We start from the raw sequence: 20,026 nt of genomic DNA, 5'->3' as shown, positions 1-20,026 counted from the left end.
GTCTGCTCCTTCGGTCGACCCTGCCCGCGTGGCTGCATCCCCCTCTCCGTTGCGTGATGCCACGCGCCTGTCGGTCCTCTTGGTCGAAGACGACGACGGGGATGCCCTGCTGGTCGAGGAGATGCTCGCCGACCTGCCGGCCGAAGCTGAACGGATCACCCTGCTGCGCGTCACGACCATGGCGGCGGCCCTGGCTCACGCGGCGGGCGTCGACTGCGTCCTGCTCGACCTGCAGTTGCCCGACGCGACCGGCCTGACTGCCTTGACGACGCTGCGGCACCACAGCCCGGTGACCGCGATCGTCGTTCTGACCGGTCAGAACGACACCGCGACCGGCGTGGCGGCCGTGGCCGCCGGGGCCCAGGACTACCTGGGCAAGGACCAGGTCGACGGCCGGCTGCTGGTCCGTGCGATGCGCTACGCCTGGGAGCGGCGGCGGGCCGAGGAGGTCGAGCAGCGGCTCCTGGAGCAGCAGCTGCTCGCGGGCGAGAACGCCCGGCTCGAGCGTGGTCTGCTGCCCACGCCGCTGCTCGCCGACGCCGGTCTGCGGCTGGCGGTGCGGTACCGGCCGGCTCGGGATGGCGCCCTGCTCGGCGGCGACTTCTACGACACCGTCGAACTGGCCGACGGCACCGTCGAGGTGATCATCGGTGACGTCTGCGGGCACGGCCCGGACGAGGCCGCCCTGGGGGTCGCCCTGCGCATCGCCTGGCGGGCGCTGGTCTTAGCCGGTCTGTCGGCCATGGAGGTGCTGGCCACCGTCGAGCGGGTGCTGCTGAGCGAGCAGCTCACGCCGTTGTTCGCGACGGCCTGCATGATCACCGTGGCGCCCGACCGCGCGTCGGCTCGGATGGTGCTGGCCGGCCACCCGCCGCCCTTGCTGCTGCCCGGATCGGGCACGGCGGCCTTTCTCTCCTCGGACGCGCTCGGCCCGCCGCTGGGCGTCCCGGTGCGCCGGCCGCGCCGGCAGATGAACTTTGCCCTCGCACCGGGCTGGTCGGTGCTGCTCTACACCGACGGCATCTTCGAAGGCTTCGACGGTGCGCGCGAACGGCTCGGTCATGCTCGGCTGGCCCCGCTGGCCGAGGATGTCCTCGCGCACCCGGATGCCGGGGGCTCCGCGCTCGACGCGCTGATCGACCGCGTCCAGGACCTCAACGGCGGGCCCCTGGACGACGACGTCGCTCTGGTCTTCCTCCGCCACCTGACCGCCGAAGGAACCCGATGACCCGCACCAGCTCGTCCTGGCCGCTGCGACGCTCGATCGCGATCCTCGCCTCGGTCGAGGCCGTGCTGCTCTGCATCGCCCTGGTCGCGGGCGCGGTCGCGCTGACCAACCTCAACGACGCGCGCACCCGGCTGCTCGACCAGACCGGCCCCCAGCTGCTGCAGGCCGGCGCCCTGGCCACCGCCCTGGTCAACCAGGAGACCGGGGTCCGCGGCTACCTGCTGACCCGGCAGCAGGACTTCCTCGATCCCTACCGGGCCGGCCTCGTCGACCAGGAGAAAGCCGTGGCGGAACTCCGCAGGCTGGGCGCCGCGCCCGACATCCCCGCCGGTCGCGACCTCGCCGAAGTCCTGGCCGCGGCGGACACCTGGCGCGGCGTCGCGCTCGCGCAAGCGGCGCCCGGCGCGCCGGTGCCCTCCGCCGCGCAGATCGAGCAGGACAAGACGCTGTTCGACGCCCTCCGTGTGCGACTGGCCGCCCAGACGACGCACTTGGAAAGCGCCCGGGCGGATGGACGCGCCGACCTGTCCTCCGCCGCGACCTTGCTGACCTGGGTGCTGGTCGCCGTCGCCGTCATGATCGCGGCCGGGCTCGTCCTGCTGTACGTCGGGCTGCAACGCGCGGTCGTCCGGCCGATCCGCGCACTCGCGACCGCGGTCCGCGACACCGCGTCCCGCGACCTGCACCGCCCGGTCGCCGGCACCGGACCGCAAGAGGTGCGCCAGCTCGGCGAGGACGTCGACGGGCTGCGCCGCCGGATCCTGGCCGAAGTCGCCGAACTGGAGACCGCGCACGCGCTGCTGTCGACCCGCACCCAGGCGCTGGAGCGGTCGAACTCCGATCTGGAGCAGTTCGCCTACGTCGCCTCCCACGACCTGCAGGAGCCGCTGCGGAAGGTGACGAGCTTCTGCCAGCTGCTGCAGAAGCGCTACGCCGACAAGCTGGATGAGCGGGGTGACCAGTACATCGGCTTCGCAGTCGACGGCGCGAAGCGGATGCAGGTGCTGATCAACGACCTGCTCGCGTTCTCCCGGGTCGGCCGCCGCGGGGGAGAACCCGAAGTCGTCGAGTCCGCCGACCTCGTCGCGCGCGCCACTGCGAACCTCGAAGACGCGCTCGCCGATACCGGCGCCCGGGTGACCGTCGCCGAAGGCATGCCGTCCGTGCGCGGCGAGATGTCGCTGCTGACCGCGGTGTTCCAGAACCTCATCGGCAACGCGATCAAGTTCCGCGGCGAGCACCCGCCCGAGATCGCCGTCTCGGCCGAGCGCGACGGCGGGGACTGGGTGTTTTCGGTGACCGACAACGGGATCGGGATCGATGCCCGGTACGCCGACCGGATCTTCGTGATCTTCCAGCGCTTGCACGGCCGGGCCGAGTACCCCGGCACCGGGATCGGGCTGGCGATGTGCCGCAAGATCGTGGAGCACCACGGCGGCCGGATCTGGCTCGACACCGAAACCACCGCCGGCACGCGCTTCCGCTTCACCCTCCTTGCCCACGACGTCTCCGAAGTCCCCGCCGAAGAACAGGACGCCGCATGACCGAGAAACTGGAACCGATCGACGTCCTGCTCGTCGAGGACGATCCGGGTGACGTCCTGATGACCCAGGAAGCATTTGAGCACTACAAGATCCGCAACACGCTGTCGGTCGTCTCCGACGGGGAACAGGCGCTGCAGTTCCTGCGCCGTGAACCGCCGTACGAGGACGCGCCGCGACCGGGGCTGATCCTGCTCGACCTCAACCTGCCCCGCCGCGACGGCCGGGAGGTCCTGGCCGAGGTCAAAGCCAGCGCGGAGCTGCGGAGCATCCCGGTCGTCGTGCTCACGACGTCCGAAGCCGAAGAGGACATCGCGCGCAGCTACGACCTGCACGCCAACGCCTACGTGACCAAGCCCGTGGACTTCGACCGGTTCGTCGAGGTGGTCCGGCAGATCGACAACTTCTTCGTTTCGGTCGTCAAACTGCCGCATTGACAAGGGAATGACGAGGCATCAGTGCGCGCGAGGATATGCACGTGACCACCGATGACCCAGTCCTTCGGCAGGATCTGCTGCGCGTGACGACATACCGTTCCGACAACACCGGCGATGCTTGGTCTGCGCGTTACCGGAGAGCTCAACCTGCTCACCGCGCCGATGTTGGAGGACGCGGTCGCCGCGGCGTTCGAACACACCGGGCTCCCGGTGATCTCCCGCAGTGCCGAGCCCGCTCCTGACCGCCACGCCGCGGCGATGTCGTGGTCGTCATCGTCGCCGACCACGGCCGGCGGCAGCCCACCACGCTGCACGGCCGCGGTCTCCCGCCGGTCCGCTCCCTTCCAGGATGCGGTCGTCGACAAGACCGCCGCCGGAACCACGGTGACCATGATCTTCGCTCGCTGACCTCACGGACGCCACGACCGCGAGTACGTCGCCCGTCACGGTCGTCTGGCGGGTTGGGACCTGCACGTCGCGGTCGCGTCTACAACCGGCAGACTTTCGAACTGCCTGGCCTGGTGGACACGTTGCTGCGCGCGTTCGACACGCGTATTGCCGCCTTCGCCGGCTGGACGGCATCAAGAGCACCGGCGCAGCCTCGACGAGGCACCTGGTCTAGGACGGAGCCGCAGCGGATCCACCCTGCTCGGACAGGGTTTTCAGGCCGGCGCGCAGCAGGTTGTGCACCTGGCCGCGAGTCCATCCGGTGTGCGCGGCGATGTCGGTGACCGACCAGTTTCGGGTCACCACCGAGCGCACCGCGAACCGCTGCCGAGGTGGCAGCAACAGCATCGCGTCGAGCAGCAGCGCTTCTTCGACCGCCGCGTCGAACGTGACCGGTCGTCGTTTGCGGCTTAGCACGAGGCGGAGATCCGCGAAGTCTTCCGTCCGGATCCGTTGTCCGGCGGGGCGGCCTCCCGCGGACGATCCGTGAAGCACCTTTCCGCAGGCCCGGCGGCAAGCTCGGGCCCGCAGCCCGGAGCGGCGGAGCACGAGGTAGGTCGCCGCGAGAAGGCGATCTGCGGCCGGGATGTGGACCGGCCGCACCCATTCGGGTAATTGAGCGGTCACCGCGCACCGGCGGCAAGCTCGGCGTGCGCGATCCCGGCCCGAGCCAGCGCGACCGCGACCTCGGGAGCGTCGACGAGAACCCGGACCTGGCAGCGGGCGCGCCCTGCTCGCAGCGTGGCCTCGCCGATCATCGTGACGAGGAGTTCGCTGTCGACGTCGCAGCGCGTCACGTCGACGAGGACCATGCCGCAACACAGCCCGCAGGCTTGGGCAAGTTCGTCGACGACAGATGTGGCGTCGCGGTCCGTGTGCACGGCGCCGGTGATACGGAGGGAAATCGCGGCGTCAGCAACCTGAACGTGGCACACCACCGACGAAGGCCGGCGTAATGGCTGCTGAACATGCACGGTTGTCATCGGTCCACCCCGTTCACTTCACCCACCCTTGACATCGTGGCATACCCCCTTTCGGAGCATTCAATCGCCGGTTCACCCCGTCGCTCACGTTCATACGTCGGCGAAGTGCCGGCTATGGCACGGCCGCACCGCGTACACCCGGAAGCTGGCAGCCTCGGCCAGGTCGCGTAACGCACACGCAGGTCGAGGATGGCCCAGGGAACCAGCCGCCGAAGTCGCCGCGCCGGTCGCGCAGCCGTGTTTCGCCGCCCAGCGTCCACCGCCGTCCGGTACGGTCTCGGCCGGCAGTCGCCCGGATGGGTGCAGCAGCTCGTGGACCCGGCGCAGCTGTCGGTGCCCAGCGCGGGAATGCCGCGGGCGACGAGGTGCTCGACCAACCGGCCTAGGGCGCATCCGAGGGCGCTGCGCTCCCAGCGCCACGAGAAACCGTCCGGCTGCCCACCGTGCGGCAGCCCAACACCGTGGCCGTGGACCAGGCGACCGGCACGTTGTTCGTCACCGAAACCACCGACGGCGTCGTCGAAGTCATTCCCGCCCCCTGAGCGCTCGGCTCGACGGCGACCGCCGTCTTGCGATATCCGGACAGGTGTTCGACACCTGTTGGTGCTCGCAACGTGTTCCGGTCGCCGCCTGGGGAGTTCAGCCGCAGCCGGCTCGTCGCCCGGCCGCGTTCGCAACCGAGGTGCGGTGCTGATTCCATCGCGGGGCGTGGCCTGGAGACAACCTCAAGCTGCGCGTTCCCCGGTCGCGGGGGAGCCGGCGCACTCGGACACGGGGTGATCACGGATCCGCTACCGAAGGCACGCAATCTTTGCGTCAGTTACGCCTTGTGGGGGAAGGCTGCTGCACGAAAGTGTTGATCTTCGCTTCGATAAGTAACCTTGTCGGCCGAAATTTCGACCGGATCGGATAACGCGTGACGACGTTCGTCACATCAGGACCGAATGCCGCAGGAAGCCGGAACTTCGCCGGAATCGGGAGGATGGCCACGATGAACGCACAACACCCGTTGCTCGGAGCGCTGACGTATCGGGCGCGGCACGCCCGTGTGCGTTCGCGGTGGTGGCTCCTGCCGGCTTTGCTGGTGGCGTCGGCCATCAGCGCGATCGCCGACAGTCCGGGGGCGATCGTCGTGGTCAGTGTGGCGGCTGCGGTGGTCGGGGTATTCGGCGCGCTGTGGCGGCGGTGTTCGCGTGCCGCGGCCCAGGTCGAGGAGATCCTCGCCGGCGAGCTGGCCGCCGACGAGCAGCCGGCAAGGGAGGCCCGGGCCGGGTTCGTCGAGGTGGCGGCGGATGATCAGCCGGATGAGTCGTGAGTAAGGCTTGCCGTCGAGAACTCCCGACCGCCCGCAGGCCGCACGGCTGGGTCGTGCTCGGCTCGTTGCCTTACGGGGTGGCTTCCGCCAGGTTCGCTCGGGCTGTTCTCGATCGCGGCGGCGCGCTCGAGGTAGCGTTTCCGGCCGCGTTCTGCCGCGAGTGCGAGGTCAAAGTCGACAACGCTGCACACCGTGGCGTTCGCCGAGTCGAACCGCAATGCGTGCGCAGCCGTCGGCGAGCACCCCTGTCGAACATGGACGCGACGATCGCGGTGCGGGACGGCGGACCGTCCGGTGGTCACAGCGGTCCCGCCGGCGTCGTCGAGGCGGCATGGGATCGGGAGCGGACGTCGCAGTCGCCTGGCCTGAGCGCGCTGCCCGGACCGAACTCTTTCATCGACGGCCGATCCGATCGCGTCGTGAAGGTATTCCCTTCCGCCGGCGGAGAACATCGTCACAGGGCTCGCACTGCTGATGGATGTGTCCGTCCCGACGTTCGCCCGAGAGTTTGAATTCAGCCGCCCCGGATTCGCCGCAGAGCATCGTGACGGTTTGGCCCGGTTGTGGCACCGCGGTGAGATCCGCTCGATGCCACTTGCCGTTGAGGACCGGCTGGATCGTCTGCGGGTCGACGTAGATGACGGCGGCGACCATCACGACGCCCGAGCTTGGAGGGAATCGAGCCAGGCCTCGATCGTGACCGGCTGGGCGAAGGCGCGCCCCAGCAGTGCTCGCGCGGTGTCGTGGTACTTGTTCAGCACGTCCTTGTCCGTGCCGTACGTCGTGCAGTGGCTGTGCTTGAGCGCGACGGCGATCGGCCTGGGGCCGTCCTCGAAGAGCGTGAAGGCTGCCGCGGAATCGGGCCCGGACGGGACGACCTGGATTGTGACGTCGAGGCGGCGCCCTGCTTCGCGGAGCTGCCTGATCTGCTCGGCGCCGTCGGGTTCGTCGCGGGCCATGCGCAGAGCCTCGTCGCCGATCAAGAAGACGTACCGGCGTCCGCCTTGCTCCATCGTCTGCCGACGGCACTGGCGGTGAAACAGCTCCTGGTCGTGGCGTTCGGACTGCTTCGCGATCTCACCCTGAGCTGCGGCGGGCGGCGGCGGTGGCAGCAGGAGGTCCGGGATGCAGAACGGTGCCCACTCCACGATGCGGCTCGAAAGCTGCTCGTACGTCCACAGAAGATCGATCAGCGGCGACGCGGACTGGTCGACGAAGTTCGGGACGTCGACCTGCTTGGCGATCGGCATGATCTGGTCGAATTCGGTACGGCTGACTCGGAGGCAACCGAGGATCTGGGCGACCAGCGTGGGCTCGGGGACATTTGTCCCCAGTTCCACGTTCGACAGTTTCTGGGCGCTGATCCCCAGCATGCGAGCCAACTCGCGGAGCCCCATCTTCTGGCGCTCGCGTGCATCGCGCAGTCCGACGCTCACGGCGAGTACGGCAGGTTTGCGAGTTGCGTTCATCGTTCGGTCCTTGCTTTCACGTTGGTCAGCTGAAGAAGCTTCAGGAAGGTGACGAAGCCCGTGAAGTACGCGGCTGAGCAACACGTACAGAGCCAGGTCTTCCTCGTTCGGCCACTAGGGACCGCACGCTGGCTCGTCTTCTGATTTCTGTTTCGAGGTCATGGTTTTCAGTTGCCGCCGGTCTTGGGTGGCACCCTGGTGACCGGGGCTCACATCGGAGGGGAAGCGAGGCGGTCGACCAGCCACCGGGGTGCCGAAATCGACCTTCGCGGGTCGTCCAGCTGAATCACCAGGGCGTACATCCGGGGTGAATCTGTAGAAGATCTTGCGTGCAGCCTTCTGACCTGCGGTAATCTGATGACCTCAGGCGGTGATCGAGGGAGTGAATCATGGGAGCGCGGCGCTACGGGTTCATCCGCGCTCGTAAGGCAGCTGGCTACACCCAGGAGACGCTGGCCATCGAACTGGGCCTCGACACGACTACCGTCGGGCAGTGGGAACGCGGTAAATCGGAGCCGTTGCCTTACAAGCGGCCGAAACTCGCACGGACGCTCGGCGTCACGTCGCGCGGCCTCGAAGAGTTGCTGGCCGAAGGCGCTGCCGTGGTGTCGCATCCGAGCGCTGACTACGAAACTTGGGCCGACGATCTTGACCGGGTCGCCGTCTGTCTCGGCCGCCAGGAGTTCGACCTGGCGAAGCTCCTGCTGGATCGCTGGACCGGCCGGCTGGTCCCCAGCGGCGATGACCGCGGGCTCTACCTCTACGGCCGGTCGCTACGGCTTCTCGGTGATCTGCGTCAGGACCAAGGCGTCCTCACCGGACCGATGTCCGCCCGGCAGAGCTACGGACGCGCCATGGCGGTCTTCCGCGAGCTCGGTGCCGACCGGCGGGTCGCGCAGCTCGAACTCCAGCTGGCGGTCCTCGACGAGATGGGCGGCAACCACGAGCCTGCCGCCGAGCAGTACCGGCAGCTGGCCACGGACACCCGCCTCGACGCTCGGGACCGCACCCGCGCCCAGCTCTGGGTCGGGACCGCGCTCAGCAAGGCAGGCCGGAATGCGGACGCCATCGCCTTCATCAAGCCTTCGATCCGGCAGTTCGAGGCTCTCGAAGAGCCGCAGGACTGGTCGGTGGCGTTCCAGAAGCTGGCCCTGGCGCACCGTGGTGATGGCGACCTAAGCCAAGCCGGCGTCGCCTTCCAGGTGGCGCTCGACCACCGGCCCGGCGACGCACCGATGCAGCGCGTTCGCCTCGATACCGCGCACGGCCACCTCCTGTTGTCCGATCCCGCCACGGCCGATAGCGGGCTCAAGCTGCTGGAGGGCGCCGCCGCGACCTCGACGCAGTACGGGATGATGCATCAGCTACAGGCCATCTCGGGCATTCGCCGCGCGTACGAACGCCAGGCGTGAGCCCGCGTACACGAACCCGAGGAGTACGAACGCGCTGTGACGCGGCAACTTACCGATGTGGAGTGGCAGGACGCCGAGCTCGTGTGGGACTTCCACCAAGTCCACCACGAGATTTCTGCGTGCGACGTCGGCATCGCGCTGGGATGCAACGACATCGGCGTCGCCGAGTACGCGGCCGAGCTGTACCACCGCGGCATGTTCCAGACCGTCGTCTTCACCGGTGCGACCAGCCGGGACACCGCCGCCACCTTCCCGCGCGGCGAAGCCGTCCATTTCCGCGAGCGCGCCTTGGATCTGGGCGTGCCGGACGCCGCCATCCTGGTCGAGCCTGAGGCCGCGAACACCGGCGCCAACATCACGCTCTCCCGCGAGCTGCTCATCGGGTCCGGGCTGACACCGGACTCCGTGCTCCTCATCTCGATGCCGTACATGGAGCGCCGGGCGTTCGCGACCTGCCGGTGCCTGTGGCCTGAAGTCGTGGTGACGTGCACGTCGGCACCGCTGACGTTGGAGGAGTACGTCAAGACGATCGGCGACGCCGCGGAGGTCGTCGACATGATGATCGGTGATCTGCAGCGGGTGATGCTCTACCCCGCTCGTGGCTTCGCCATCGAGCAGCCGGTGCCTCCGGCCGTGGCGGCCGCGTTCGATCGCCTGGTCGCTGCGGGATTCAACAGCCGCCTGCTCTGACCGGCGGGAGTCGATCAAGTCAGTAGCGGACCGTCACGGCCGTGCTGCGATTGGGTGATCTGTCGCTACTCGTGTCCACATGGACACGGAGCGGGCATACCGTGGTTCTTCCAGGTAGGGGGGCCTGCCGGGCGAGTTTCGACGGCGGCGGGGAGGGCCGATGACCGAAACCGGACACCGTGGTTTTGCGGCGGCGTTGCGAGGCCGTGAGTTCCGTGCGCTGTGGTTGGCCGAGGCCTTGTCGGTCTTCGGCGACCAGGTCGCGCGGGTCGCGCTCGCGCTGCTGGTTTACGCCCGTACGGACTCCGCCGCGCTGACCGCGTTGACCTACGCCCTGACCTTCGTACCGGCGATCCTGGGCGGCTTCCTGCTCTCCGGCCTGGCGGATCGCTATCCGCGCCGGACGGTGATCGTCGTGACCGACGTCGTGCGCGCCGTGCTGGCGGCGGCGATGGCCGTGCCGGGGATGCCGCTCGGGATCCTTTGGGCGTTGACCGGCTGCCTGACCATGGCTGCGGCGCCGTTCAAGGCCGCTCAGCTCGCGCTCCTGCCGGACGTGCTCCCGAACGGGCTCTACCAGGCCGGTCTCGGCCTCCGGCAGATCAGCACGCAAACGGCCCAGGTGGTCGGCTTCGGACTCGGCGGCCTGCTCGTCACGAGCTTGAGCACGAGCGGCGCCCTGCTGGTGAACGCCGCGACGTTCCTCGTGAGCGCCGTAGTGGTCGCCGCGGTTGTCCAGGCTCGTCCCGTCAGCCGAGCCGAGACCAAGTCGACGCCGCGGGCAGCGGCGGCGGGCAGCGACCCGCGAATGGTCGCTATCTACATGCTGGCCGCGATGATCGGATTTCTTGTCGTACCTGAAGGCTTGGCGGCGCCGTACGCGAACGCGGTGGGCCTGACGTCGGTCGGGGTCGGCATCCTGATGGCGGCCGATCCCGTCGGCAGCGTGCTCGGCGGCTGGCTGGCCAGCCGACTCCGGCCCGATACCGCGCTCACGGCGAAGCTGGTCGTCGTGCCGGCAGCGGCGTCTGGCCTGCCCTTGATCGCTTGCCTCGTGCTACCAGGCGCTTGGTGGGCCGCAGGCCTCTGGGCGGTCTCGGGTGCGCTGTCCACCATCTACTTGATCCGGCTGCAGGCGGTCGTCGTCGAACTGGTGCCGGACGCGCGTCGCGGCACCACGATGGGTCGGCTGAGCACTTGCCTCTACAGCTCGCAGGGCATCGCGATCCTCGGCGCCGGCGTGGTCGCCGAGCGCATAGATCCCGTCTTCGTCGTCGCCGCGTCGGGCGCGGTTGCGTCACTCTCCGCAGTTGCGGCCGGATTCGTCTGGTGGGCGGCTCGACCTCGGCAGGCGAGAACTGTCGAGGACGAGCCCGCACCGGTGGACTCAGCGCGCTCAGAAATCCTTGTTACGCATAGTGACCCCCTCCCGGAGCGTCCGGCGGCGGGAGGTGCCGAGGTGCGGCAGCCGGAGCTCGAGGACCTCGGGTCCTCCCCTGGGAACGGAAGCGAGATCAGTATGCCGAACGAGGAGGTCGCTGAGCGCTCCGGTTGGTCACGATGGGCTATCTGGTTGCTACCGCGGCCCGCGGCAGTGTTTCTGCTGGTCATCGACGCCATCGCGGTAGCGGCCATCGTCTTCGACGTGAGGGCCCGATGGCATGGCGAGATGTCGTGTCCTGCGGGTTGATCGTCGGGCTCGGCATCCTGGCCGCGGAGATGACCCGCCGGGTCGAGCGCCGGCGACGGCGGTTTTCGGACACCCCACACGTCAACTTCTCGTCCGTGTGGACCCTGGCCGCCGCGCTGACCCTCCCGACCGCCTTGGCAGCCCTCGTCGCCGTGCTGCTGTACCTGCACCTGTGGCTGCGCAGCTGGCGCGGCGTCGCCGGGATCCACGCGCACCGTGTCATCTTCAGCACGGCGAACGTCATCTTGTCCTGCCAGATCGCCGGGTGGGCTGCCAAGCAGCTGCACGTCGTGCCGCCTGGCCAGGAAGCCGGCATCTGGACCGCGGTGGGCTTGGCGTCGGTGATCGCGATCTACTTCACCGCGAACTCGACGATCGTCGGGGTGGCGATCGCCCTCGCCAGGCGGAGCCTGTCGTTCAAGCGGATGCTCGGCGCGCTCAACGAGAACATCCTCGAGCTGGCGACGTTGTGCATGGGCGCGCTGACCGCGGTCCTCCTGACCTTGCGCCCGTGGCTCGTGATCGTGTTGTTCCTGCCGCTCTACGCGCTGCATCGCAGCGTCCTGATCCGCCAGTTCGAGCACGCCTCGACCACCGATTCGAAGACCGGACTGCTCAACGCCGCGAGCTGGCACGCGATCGCGGCGAAGGAGTTCGACCGCGCTCACCAGCACGGCTTCAGCGTCGGTGTCCTGATGATCGACATCGACCACTTCCGCGACGTGAACAACGTTCACGGACACTTGACCGGCGATAAGGCGCTCATCCTCGTCGGCAACGCCATCCGCAGCGAAGTCCGGAGCGACGACCTCTGCGGGCGATTCGGTGGCGAGGAGTTCGTCGTCCTGCTGCCGGGCAGCTCGCCGGACGCGATTCACGCCATCGCGGACCGCATCCGGGAGCACGTCGAACGCACTGTCATCGAGCCGGATTCCGGCCCTGGCTTCCACGTCAGCGTGTCGATCGGCGCAGCCGCGTTCCCCGCGGCGGGCAGTTCGCTGGAGGAGGTCCTGATCTCCGCCGACAACGCGCTGTTCGCGGCGAAGGACGCCGGGCGCAATCAGGTCCGAGTCGTCAAGTCGACTGCCTAGCGATGGCCGCGGCTGTCCGCTCGTGTCTGGTCGCGACGCTGCTTCGACCATGTAGCCAAGGGACGCAACGCGCGCAGAAGCGCACGGCCGTCGGGTGACAGCTTGTACCAGACATTGGAGAAGGCGCTGCCTTCCGCACGTCGTTCGACGAGCCCGTCCTGCTCGAGCCGCCGGAGGGTGTCGGTCAGCGTGCGAGCCGTCAGTGGCTTCGAGTGCGCCGTCCAGCCGGAGCGCTCCTCGGCTTCATTCACCTCGTTCCGCAGCTTGGTGAACTCCAGCTCGCCGAGCGCGAGGGTCGCGAGGACGGCGACGGTCCAGTCACCTCGCAGCAGGGCAAGTACCTCGTACACGCTCTGTCGGTACGGCACGTCCCAGTCATCCACACCTGCAGACCTATCACGAAGTTCCGCCCGGCTTGCCCCAGTCGAGCCCTTGACGTCCCGTCGGCCGGACACCTTCGTCCGAACGAGTGAAGATCCGTCGACTGAGTCCAGACTCACCCGCCGACTTACATTGCACTCAGCCGAGGTCAGGCCGCTAAACCGGAAGTCACCCGGGCTCCGGCGCCTGGGAACGGAAGAGGAATCGAAGGGGACGGTGGCCGGCTGTGTCTGGCGAGAAGGCCGGCCGGTCACCGCGACCTACAGGGGGAGGGAAGCTGCGATGACGTCTTGCTCGATTGAGCCGATCAATCGGCTACCCGTTCGCGAGGATCATGGCGGCCAGCGTGCCGGCAATCAGGAACGGTCCCATCGGGATCGCGGTCCGACGCCGACCGAGACGCACGATCGCCGCCGTAATCGCGGCGGCCAGCCAGGGCAGCAGACTGCCGAGAACGAGCGTTTGCCAGCCGAACCACGCAAGCGCCGCCCCGAGCGGAACGGCCAGCTTCACGTCCCCGCCACCGAGCTGGTCGGGCGCCATGAAGTAAACGGCGAGGAAGAACGCGGCGGTCACGGCCGCGCCGGCGACGGCGCGAGCCAGCGAACCGGCCTCGCGGTTGAAGACGGCGGTCGTGACGACCGCGGCGCCGACCGAACCCGCGAGTCCGAGAACAAGCAGGTTCGGCAGGCGACGGTGTCGCGCGTCGGCGAAGGCGAGTGGCACGCCGAACGCCGCCACGCTCGCGGAAATCGCGAACGGCGCCACGTCGTGAACGCGCCACGCGAGCGCGCCGACGAGTGCGGCCGCGATCACCAGCTGCGCCGCTACCTGCCGGCGGGGAGAACGGACCACGAGCGCACCACCCATCACGACCGCGACGGCGGCCGTGATGCCGGTCAGGATGAACAGGGGTAGCGGAATGATGTCGACTCCGTCAGGTGCGGTTCGTCCATCATGGACGAAGGTGTCAACCCACGCGATCTTGCTGAGCTTCGCCGCGCTCACGCTCAGCGCGTGCTCCGGCGACGGTTCTTCCGCACCGTCAGCCTCTGCGTCGAACCCGCCGGCGACCAGCTCGACCTCGGTTCCGCAGCCGGCTCCTGCGCCCCAGCTGGCGGCCGATGCCTACGTCGGCATGTGGCGAGCGATGGCAAAGGCCGGCGAGACGGCGGACTGGCAATCACCCGAAGTGGCGAAGTACGCGACCGGTGACGCGCTCGGCGTGATCAACCGCAGCCTCTACACCGACCACCTCAACGGCGTGGTGTCGAAGGGAGCGCCGGTGACGAGCCCGAAGGTCACCGAGGAGAAGCCGCCGAGCAAGCCCACGACGATCATGATCTCCGACTGCGGGGACAGCACGAACTGGTTGAAGTACAAGAAGGACGGTTCACCTTTCACCGACTCGCCGGGCGGGCATCGCGCGATCACCGCGGAGGTCAAGAAGCAGGCGGACGGCTCGTGGAAGGTCACCAGGTTCGCGGTCGAGGGGGTGGGGACATGCTGAACCGTGCGGCGCCCGCGGCCGTGCTGGCGGCAGCCATCGTGGTGATCGGCGCCGCGCCCGCGCTCGCCGACGGCTACGGCTACACCGACTGCAGCCAGTACCCGAATCCCGGCTGCGAACTCGGAGCGGGCAAGGGCGGACAGCAGGGTGGTGACCACGGCAACCAGCCGAACAAGCCCGGAGGCCCAGGGCACCACAACTCCGGCGGCGGACCTTCGGATCCCGGCGGCGACACGATCATCGGTGGCGGCAACCTCGCCCAGTGCGGCTACGAGCGCAGCGGATACCAGGGACCGCCACCTGGAAGCGCTCAGCCGGCAGCGTTCCATATCCCACCGAGGACTGGACCGGCCACGGTGGTGCCTGCTGTCTATCGTCGACTGGCGGGCGCTCAGCCGCCGCCCGGTGCCTGGTACGTCTACAAGTGCACCGGGGCCGGCTTCCGGGACGCGCTGTACCGGCCACCCGTCTGGATCGCGGACGGTGAACCGGGTCCGGCGCCGCTGCCGTCGCCCGCTGAGCTCGCCGCGCAGGCGCGGAACCAGCTACGTCTGCCCGCGCCGAAGATTAAAGCGAATCCCGCCGGCGACCAGCTGGTCACCTTGCCGACTTGGTTGTGGCTGGACCGGAGCAGCTGGGGTGACGTCTCGGCTACCGCGTCGGTCCCGGGCGTCTCGGTGACCGCGGTCGCCAAGCCGACCTCGGTGACCTGGTCGATGGGCGAAGGTGGCTCGGTGACCTGCACCGGTCCCGGCTCGCCGTTTCCCGGAGGCGGCGACCCGAAGAGCGCGTCGCCGGACTGCGGCTACACGTACAAGACGTCCTCGGCCGGCCAGCGCTCGGACGCGTTCCCGGTGACCGCCACGGTGAACTGGACCGTGACGTGGTCGGGCGCAGGCACGGGTGGCACGTTCCCGAACATGACGACCTCGGCCGCGTCGGCGTTCCGTGTGGCGGAGAGCCAGGGAATCGCGACCGGCTGAGGTCCGGCACGCACAACACAACCCCCCCGTTGAGAAAAGGCACGTCGAACACCCGAGTCGACGCGTCGCGATGGCGTCACGCCTTGAGGAGGTCGGTGGTGACCACTACCGCAAGTTCAACCAGCCCGGACGTGAAACCCGCGTCGCTGAACTCGTGGGCGAGCCGTGATGGCAAGATGCCCGCACGCCTGAGTGGCGGGGGCCGGCGCCGCAGCGTGCCCCACCTGCTGCTCGGCGTCCTGCTAGTCGCCGTTTGCTCGGCCGGAGGCGTGTTCGCCGGGATGCAGCTCGGCGACCGGGAAAGCGTCGTCGCGCTTGCCCGTGCCGTTGCCGTGGGCCAGCTTCTCGAGGTTCAGGATCTCAAGCAGGTCAGCATGGCGGTGGACTCCGGAATGGACGTGCTGCCCGCGTCGGCAGCGTCCACTGTGGTCGGTCGGCCGGTGGCATTCAGCCTGCCCGTCGGCTCGTTGGTGACGCGCTCGGTCCTCGGCGTTCTTCAGATTCCTGCGCCCGGCAAGGGTGTAGCGGCGGTGGGGTTGAAGCCGGGACAGTTTCCGCCCGACCTGGCGCCCGGAACTACGGTGGCGGTCCTCGCGACGCCGGGGCAAAGCCCAGCTGTCGGAACGCCGGTCGGCCAGACGTCGTCATGGACCGCGGTGGTGTCCGCCGTCGCTGCCCGGGAGACCGAGCAGGTCACCGTGGTCTCCTTGCAGCTGGCCGAATCGGACGCTCGCGCGTTGGCTTCGGCCCCGGCGGGCCAGCTCAGCCTCGTGGCGATTGCCGGGGGAGGACGCTGATGCTGATCGCCGTCTGCTCCCTCAAAGGCTCGCCCGGTGCGACCACCCTGGCGACCGCACTCGGGGCCTGTTGGTCGACCCAGCGGAGTCCGATCGTCGTCGAAGCCGACCCGGCCGGCGGCGACCTGATGGCCCGCTTCCGGCTGCCCGACACTCCGGGCCTGGTCAGCTTGGCCGCAGCGGCCCGAGGCCGTGGAGGTGCCGAACCGAACCTGCTCGTCCAGCACTCCCAGCCTCTGCCGGGCGGCCTGCGGGTCGTGCCTGGACCGGTCGGTGCTGAACAAGCTCGTGCAGCGCTCGCGGTGCTGGCCTCCGGAGTCTCGTCGCCGCTGCGTCGCGCGGCCGACCAGCCGGACATCGCGGTCATCGCCGACTGCGGCCGGGTCGATCCCGGTTCTCCCGCGCTGCCGATCGTCCGTGGTGCGGACGCGATGCTGCTGCTCTCCCGCCCGCACGACGACGAGCTCGCCCACGTCGCGCTCAAGCGGCAGGCCGCCCAGCAGTGGTCACGCCGACCGTGCCTCGTCCTGGTGGGCGACGGCTACCCGACCGCGGAGGTCTCGCAGACGCTGCAGATCCCGGTGATGGGCCGGGTGCCCGCCGACGCCAAGGGCGCGGCGATGCTCAGCGGCCAGGGCACGAGCCGGCGTGGGGCGGACAAATCCGCGCTCGGCCGGGCCGCAGCAATGATCGCGCTCAACCTCCACGCGCACGGGCACCAGCCGACCACCACCGACGGAAGCCGGCCACCGCACCTGCGGCTGGCGGTTGTCGGCGAGTCGGTTCCAGGCGTACCCCCGCAGCGGGTCGGCCCGCACATCCGGAACGGTGCGACGCCATGACGCGCCCCGACCTGGCCGTGCCGGTTAACGGCCGCCCGCACGTGCCTGGGCCGACAGACCTTCCGCACCGGCCCGCCGGTGAGACCGCGGCGGTGGAACGGCTGCGGCAGCACCTGCGCGACGAGCTGTCCAGCCAGCTCAGCGACCGCGTCCGGGCCGACGAGTCCGCCGGTCGGCCGCCGATGGACGCACCGGCACGCCGTCGCCTGGCCGAGGCCATCCTGACCGACGCGGCCGAAGCGCACGCACAGGCCGAGCTACGCAACTCCGCGGCCGGCGGGATGCTCGTGGCGCCCGAGGTCGAGCAGCGCGTGATCCGCCAGGTCCTCGACGAGGTCTTCGGCCTGGCCGGCCTGGAGCCGCTGCTCGCCGACACCGACATCGAGAACATCAACATCAACGGCGACCGCGTCTTCGTCAAGCGCGCCGACGGCGGTCGCAAGCGTTTGCCTCCGGTGGTCGGTTCCGACACCGAGCTGATCGAGCTCATCCGGGACCTGGCGACCCGCTCCGGCGTGGAGGAGCGAAGGTTCGACCGCGGCAGCCCGATCGTGAACTTCCAGCTGCCCGGCGGCGAGCGCGTCTCGGCGGTCATGGCGGTGACCGCGCGGCCGTCGGTGTCGATCCGCCGGCACCGGTTCGCCAAGGTCAGCCTGGCCGATCTGCGCAAGAACGGGACGATCGACCTCGCCCTGGAGAGCTTCCTGAAAGCCCTCGTGAAGGCGAAGCGCAACATCCTCGTCACCGGCGGCACGGCGATCGGCAAGACGACCATGCTGCGCGGCTTGGCGTCGGCGATTCCGCCGTGGGAGCGCCTGGTGACGATCGAGGACGTCTTCGAGCTCGGCCTCGGTGAGGACGCCGAGGTCCACCCGGATGTGGTGGCGCTGCAGGCCCGCGAGGCGAACATCGAGGGTCAGGGCGAGATCTCGCTGTCGGACCTGGTGTGGCAGTCCCTGCGGATGAGCCCTGACCGGGTCATCGTCGGGGAAGTCCGCGGCCCCGAGGTCATCCCGCTGACCAACGCGATGTCCATGGGCAACGACGGCAGCATGGGCACCCTGCACTCCTCCAGCAGCCAGGGCGCGTTCACCAAGCTCGCCGCCTACGCGGTGCAAGGTCCGGAGCGGTTGCCGATGGAGGCGACCAACCTCCTGGTCGCCGCCGCGCTGCACTTCGTAGTGCACCTGGAGAAGCCCCGAGACGACCCCAGCAAGCGCGTCGTCTCCTCGATCCGCGAAGTCGTCGGTGCCGACGGCACCCAGATCATCAGCAACGAGGTCTGGCGGCCCGGCACGGATCTGCGCGCGGTGCCCGGCGCGCCGCTGCGCACCGACACCGTCGACTTGCTCGTCGAAGCGGGCTACGACCCGGACATGTTCGAGCGGCGCGAAGGTTGGTGGACGCCATGACCATCGTCTTGCTTGGCGTGCTCGGAGGCGGTGTCGCCGTCGGGGCACTGCTCATCGTCGCCGGTCTGCGCTGGCGGCCCGCGCGTGTGGCGACGTCGTCGCGGCTGAGCACCTGGCTGGCCGCACGGCACGACCGCAAGCAGGTCGGCCTGCTCGTCGTCGCCGTGCTCGCCGGCCTGGCGGTCGGCGTGGTCACCGGCTGGGTGGTCGGCGGCATCCTGGTCGTAGTTGCGGTGGTGGGCCTGCCGCGGATCCTCGGCTCGAACGTCGACCACCAGCGTCAGCTCGAACGCATCGAGGCGATCGCCGGGTGGACGGAGATGCTGCGCGACACCCTCGTCGCCGCGGCCGGACTTGAGCAGGCCATCCTCGCCACCGCCCCGGCCTGTCCGGAGGCGATCCGCGAGGAGATCACCGAGCTGGCCATCCGGCTGGAACGCGGCGAACGCCTCGCACCTTCCCTGCGGCGCCTCGCCGACCAGCTCCGCGACCCGACCGCCGACCTGGTGATCTCCGCACTCGTGCTGGCGGCCGAGCACCAGGCTCGGCAGCTGGCCGACCTGCTCGGCGAACTCGCCGCCGAGGCCCGTGAACAGGCGTCGATGCGCATGCGGGTTGAGGCCGGCCGTGCTCGCACTCGGACCAGCGTGCGGGTCGTCGTGATCACCACGTTGGTCTTCGCGGTCGGGCTGGTGCTGCTCAACCGCGGTTACCTCGCTCCCTACGACTCCGCGTTCGGGCAGGTCATGCTGCTGCTCGTCGGCCTGCTGTTCACGGTCGCCTTCACTTGGCTCGGCCGGATCGTGCGCCAGCGTGACCCCGAGAGGTTCCTGACCGAGCTGAGCGCGATCCGCCAGCATGACGCCGACGTCGATGACCTGCTCACCGGGAAGGGAGCGTCATCATGATCGAGGCGTTGCTGTGGGGAGCCGGGCTCGGCGTCGGCTTGTGGGCGCTCGTCGTTTACGTGTTCCCGCCGCGGCCGCCGCTGCGGGCCCTGGTCGACCGGCTGCACGCTGCGCCAGCGCCGCCGCCGATCCTCACCGCGGAATCCGACGGTTGGGCGCTGCGGGTGGGCCGCCCGTTCGTCAAGCCGCTGGCTGCCCTCGGATTGCCACACAGCAAGCTGCGCAACGACCTCGCGGTCACCGGTAAGGGCATCGAGCACCACCTGGCCGAGAAGGCAGCGCTAGCGCTGGCCGGGTTGCTGCTGCCGACCGCGATGCAGGTGCTGCTCGTCGTGGCCGGCGTCGGCCTCGCCTGGGAAGTTCCCGCGATCGCCGGTCTCCTCTTCGGACTCGGCGGATTCCTGCTCCCGGACATCCGCGTCCGGAAGGACGCCGAGCGGCGCCGCTCCACCTTCCGGCACGCGTTGTCGGCCTACCTAAACCTCATCCGGGTCCTGCTGGCAGGCGGCGCCGGTGTCGACGGCGCGTTGTCGGATGCGGTCGGGATCGGCAAAGGCTGGGCGTTCCAGCAGCTTCGTCGCGCGCTCGTCACCGCCAAGCTGACCCGCACCACGCCATGGGCCACCCTCGGTCAGCTCGGTGGCGAACTCGACGTGCACCAACTCTCCGAGCTCGCCGCGTCGGTCAGTCTCGCGGGTACCGAAGGCGCCCGCGTCCGCGCGAGCCTCGCGGCCAAGGCGGCGGCACTGCGTACTCGCGAACTCACCGATGCTGAAGGCGATGCCCAGGCAGCGACCGAGCGGATGAGCCTGCCCGTGGTAATGCTGTTCATCGGCTTCCTCGTCTTCATCGGATATCCGGCCCTTGCCAGCGTGCTGGCCGGCTTATGA

At 69.3% G+C, this 20,026-nt stretch carries 21 protein-coding genes; 16 read left to right on the top strand and 5 right to left on the bottom strand.

Annotation, left to right across the window (positions count from 1 at the left end; translation table 11 throughout):
* Nucleotides 1-28 precede the first annotated feature (28 nt).
* From ACIA5G_RS51750 to ACIA5G_RS51735, 4 genes are all read left to right on the top strand, one after another.
* A complete protein-coding gene (locus tag ACIA5G_RS51750; protein ID WP_395937565.1) occupies nucleotides 29-1,228 on the top strand; it encodes a PP2C family protein-serine/threonine phosphatase in 1,200 nt (399 codons plus the stop codon).
* Entirely contained in the window at nucleotides 1,225-2,772 is a 1,548-nt protein-coding gene (locus ACIA5G_RS51745) for an ATP-binding protein (protein WP_395937563.1), read from the top strand. Before ACIA5G_RS51750 ends, ACIA5G_RS51745 begins: the two co-directional genes overlap by 4 nt.
* The gene (locus ACIA5G_RS51740) at nucleotides 2,769-3,206 is read left to right on the top strand and encodes a response regulator (RefSeq protein ID WP_395937561.1); all 438 of its coding nucleotides are present in this window, start codon (nucleotides 2,769-2,771) and stop codon (nucleotides 3,204-3,206) included. Before ACIA5G_RS51745 ends, ACIA5G_RS51740 begins: the two co-directional genes overlap by 4 nt.
* 114 nt (nucleotides 3,207-3,320) lie before the next feature.
* Complete coding sequence (locus tag ACIA5G_RS51735) at nucleotides 3,321-3,614, top strand: hypothetical protein (RefSeq protein WP_395937559.1); 294 nt, start codon at nucleotides 3,321-3,323, stop codon at nucleotides 3,612-3,614.
* A 210-nt stretch (nucleotides 3,615-3,824) separates the two neighbouring features.
* On the opposite strand, the gene ACIA5G_RS51730 is transcribed toward ACIA5G_RS51735, so the two are convergent.
* Together ACIA5G_RS51730 and ACIA5G_RS51725 are read right to left on the bottom strand one after the other, a co-directional pair.
* Entirely contained in the window at nucleotides 3,825-4,070 is a 246-nt protein-coding gene (locus tag ACIA5G_RS51730) for a sigma factor-like helix-turn-helix DNA-binding protein (protein ID WP_395937557.1), read from the bottom strand.
* Nucleotides 4,071-4,276: 206 nt separating this feature from the next.
* Nucleotides 4,277-4,636 (bottom strand): hypothetical protein, encoded by a 360-nt coding sequence (locus ACIA5G_RS51725; RefSeq protein WP_395937555.1) that lies wholly within the window; start codon nucleotides 4,634-4,636, stop codon nucleotides 4,277-4,279.
* Between the two features lie 991 nt (nucleotides 4,637-5,627).
* Between ACIA5G_RS51725 and ACIA5G_RS51720 the strand changes: the two genes are divergently transcribed.
* Entirely contained in the window at nucleotides 5,628-5,951 is a 324-nt protein-coding gene (locus tag ACIA5G_RS51720; protein WP_395937553.1) for a hypothetical protein, read from the top strand.
* A 653-nt stretch (nucleotides 5,952-6,604) separates the two neighbouring features.
* Here ACIA5G_RS51720 and ACIA5G_RS51715 read toward each other — a convergent pair.
* A complete protein-coding gene (locus ACIA5G_RS51715) occupies nucleotides 6,605-7,420 on the bottom strand; it encodes a Scr1 family TA system antitoxin-like transcriptional regulator (RefSeq protein ID WP_395937551.1) in 816 nt (271 codons plus the stop codon).
* Between the two features lie 389 nt (nucleotides 7,421-7,809).
* On the opposite strand from ACIA5G_RS51715, the gene ACIA5G_RS51710 reads away from it, so the two are divergent.
* The 4 genes from ACIA5G_RS51710 (at nucleotide 7,810) to ACIA5G_RS51695 (ending at nucleotide 12,303) form a co-directional block, all read left to right on the top strand.
* Nucleotides 7,810-8,832, top strand: coding sequence for a helix-turn-helix transcriptional regulator (locus ACIA5G_RS51710; RefSeq protein WP_395937549.1), 1,023 nt, complete (start codon nucleotides 7,810-7,812; stop codon nucleotides 8,830-8,832).
* Nucleotides 8,833-8,868: 36 nt separating this feature from the next.
* Nucleotides 8,869-9,522: a YdcF family protein gene (locus tag ACIA5G_RS51705; protein ID WP_395937547.1), complete on the top strand. Its 654-nt coding sequence runs from the start codon at nucleotides 8,869-8,871 to the stop codon at nucleotides 9,520-9,522.
* Nucleotides 9,523-9,682: 160 nt separating this feature from the next.
* Nucleotides 9,683-11,212, top strand: coding sequence for an MFS transporter (locus tag ACIA5G_RS51700; RefSeq protein ID WP_395937545.1), 1,530 nt, complete (start codon nucleotides 9,683-9,685; stop codon nucleotides 11,210-11,212).
* Nucleotides 11,179-12,303, top strand: coding sequence for a diguanylate cyclase (locus tag ACIA5G_RS51695; protein ID WP_395937543.1), 1,125 nt, complete (start codon nucleotides 11,179-11,181; stop codon nucleotides 12,301-12,303). The genes ACIA5G_RS51700 and ACIA5G_RS51695 overlap by 34 nt, the downstream gene beginning before the upstream one ends.
* Here ACIA5G_RS51695 and ACIA5G_RS51690 read toward each other — a convergent pair.
* Together ACIA5G_RS51690 and ACIA5G_RS51685 are read right to left on the bottom strand one after the other, a co-directional pair.
* Nucleotides 12,300-12,686 (bottom strand): winged helix-turn-helix transcriptional regulator, encoded by a 387-nt coding sequence (locus ACIA5G_RS51690; RefSeq protein WP_395937541.1) that lies wholly within the window; start codon nucleotides 12,684-12,686, stop codon nucleotides 12,300-12,302. The two genes, ACIA5G_RS51695 and ACIA5G_RS51690, sit on opposite strands and share 4 nt — an antisense overlap.
* A gap of 313 nt (nucleotides 12,687-12,999) precedes the next feature.
* On the bottom strand, nucleotides 13,000-13,692 hold the full coding sequence (locus ACIA5G_RS51685) for a prepilin peptidase (RefSeq protein ID WP_395937539.1): 693 nt from the start codon (nucleotides 13,690-13,692) through the stop codon (nucleotides 13,000-13,002).
* A 142-nt stretch (nucleotides 13,693-13,834) separates the two neighbouring features.
* On the opposite strand from ACIA5G_RS51685, the gene ACIA5G_RS51680 reads away from it, so the two are divergent.
* From ACIA5G_RS51680 to ACIA5G_RS51650, 7 genes are all read left to right on the top strand, one after another.
* Nucleotides 13,835-14,194 (top strand): hypothetical protein, encoded by a 360-nt coding sequence (locus tag ACIA5G_RS51680; RefSeq protein ID WP_395937537.1) that lies wholly within the window; start codon nucleotides 13,835-13,837, stop codon nucleotides 14,192-14,194.
* The gene (locus ACIA5G_RS51675) at nucleotides 14,188-15,177 is read left to right on the top strand and encodes a hypothetical protein (protein WP_395937535.1); all 990 of its coding nucleotides are present in this window, start codon (nucleotides 14,188-14,190) and stop codon (nucleotides 15,175-15,177) included. The genes ACIA5G_RS51680 and ACIA5G_RS51675 overlap by 7 nt, the downstream gene beginning before the upstream one ends.
* Nucleotides 15,178-15,275: 98 nt before the next feature.
* On the top strand, nucleotides 15,276-15,974 hold the full coding sequence (locus ACIA5G_RS51670; protein WP_395937533.1) for a hypothetical protein: 699 nt from the start codon (nucleotides 15,276-15,278) through the stop codon (nucleotides 15,972-15,974).
* Nucleotides 15,974-16,816 carry a chromosome partitioning protein gene (locus ACIA5G_RS51665; RefSeq protein WP_395937531.1) on the top strand — a complete coding sequence of 281 codons (843 nt, stop codon included), beginning with the start codon at nucleotides 15,974-15,976 and terminating at the stop codon, nucleotides 16,814-16,816. Before ACIA5G_RS51670 ends, ACIA5G_RS51665 begins: the two co-directional genes overlap by 1 nt.
* Nucleotides 16,813-18,228: a CpaF family protein gene (locus ACIA5G_RS51660; protein ID WP_395937530.1), complete on the top strand. Its 1,416-nt coding sequence runs from the start codon at nucleotides 16,813-16,815 to the stop codon at nucleotides 18,226-18,228. The genes ACIA5G_RS51665 and ACIA5G_RS51660 overlap by 4 nt, the downstream gene beginning before the upstream one ends.
* Complete coding sequence (locus tag ACIA5G_RS51655; RefSeq protein WP_395937529.1) at nucleotides 18,225-19,136, top strand: type II secretion system F family protein; 912 nt, start codon at nucleotides 18,225-18,227, stop codon at nucleotides 19,134-19,136. Before ACIA5G_RS51660 ends, ACIA5G_RS51655 begins: the two co-directional genes overlap by 4 nt.
* Nucleotides 19,133-20,026 carry a type II secretion system F family protein gene (locus ACIA5G_RS51650; RefSeq protein WP_395937528.1) on the top strand — a complete coding sequence of 298 codons (894 nt, stop codon included), beginning with the start codon at nucleotides 19,133-19,135 and terminating at the stop codon, nucleotides 20,024-20,026. Before ACIA5G_RS51655 ends, ACIA5G_RS51650 begins: the two co-directional genes overlap by 4 nt.

Origin of the sequence: Amycolatopsis sp. NPDC051758, assembly GCF_044453095.1 — a bacterium.
In the GTDB taxonomy this organism is placed as follows: Bacteria; Actinomycetota; Actinomycetes; order Mycobacteriales; family Pseudonocardiaceae; genus Amycolatopsis.
This window is presented reverse-complemented; position numbering and strand designations above follow the sequence as displayed.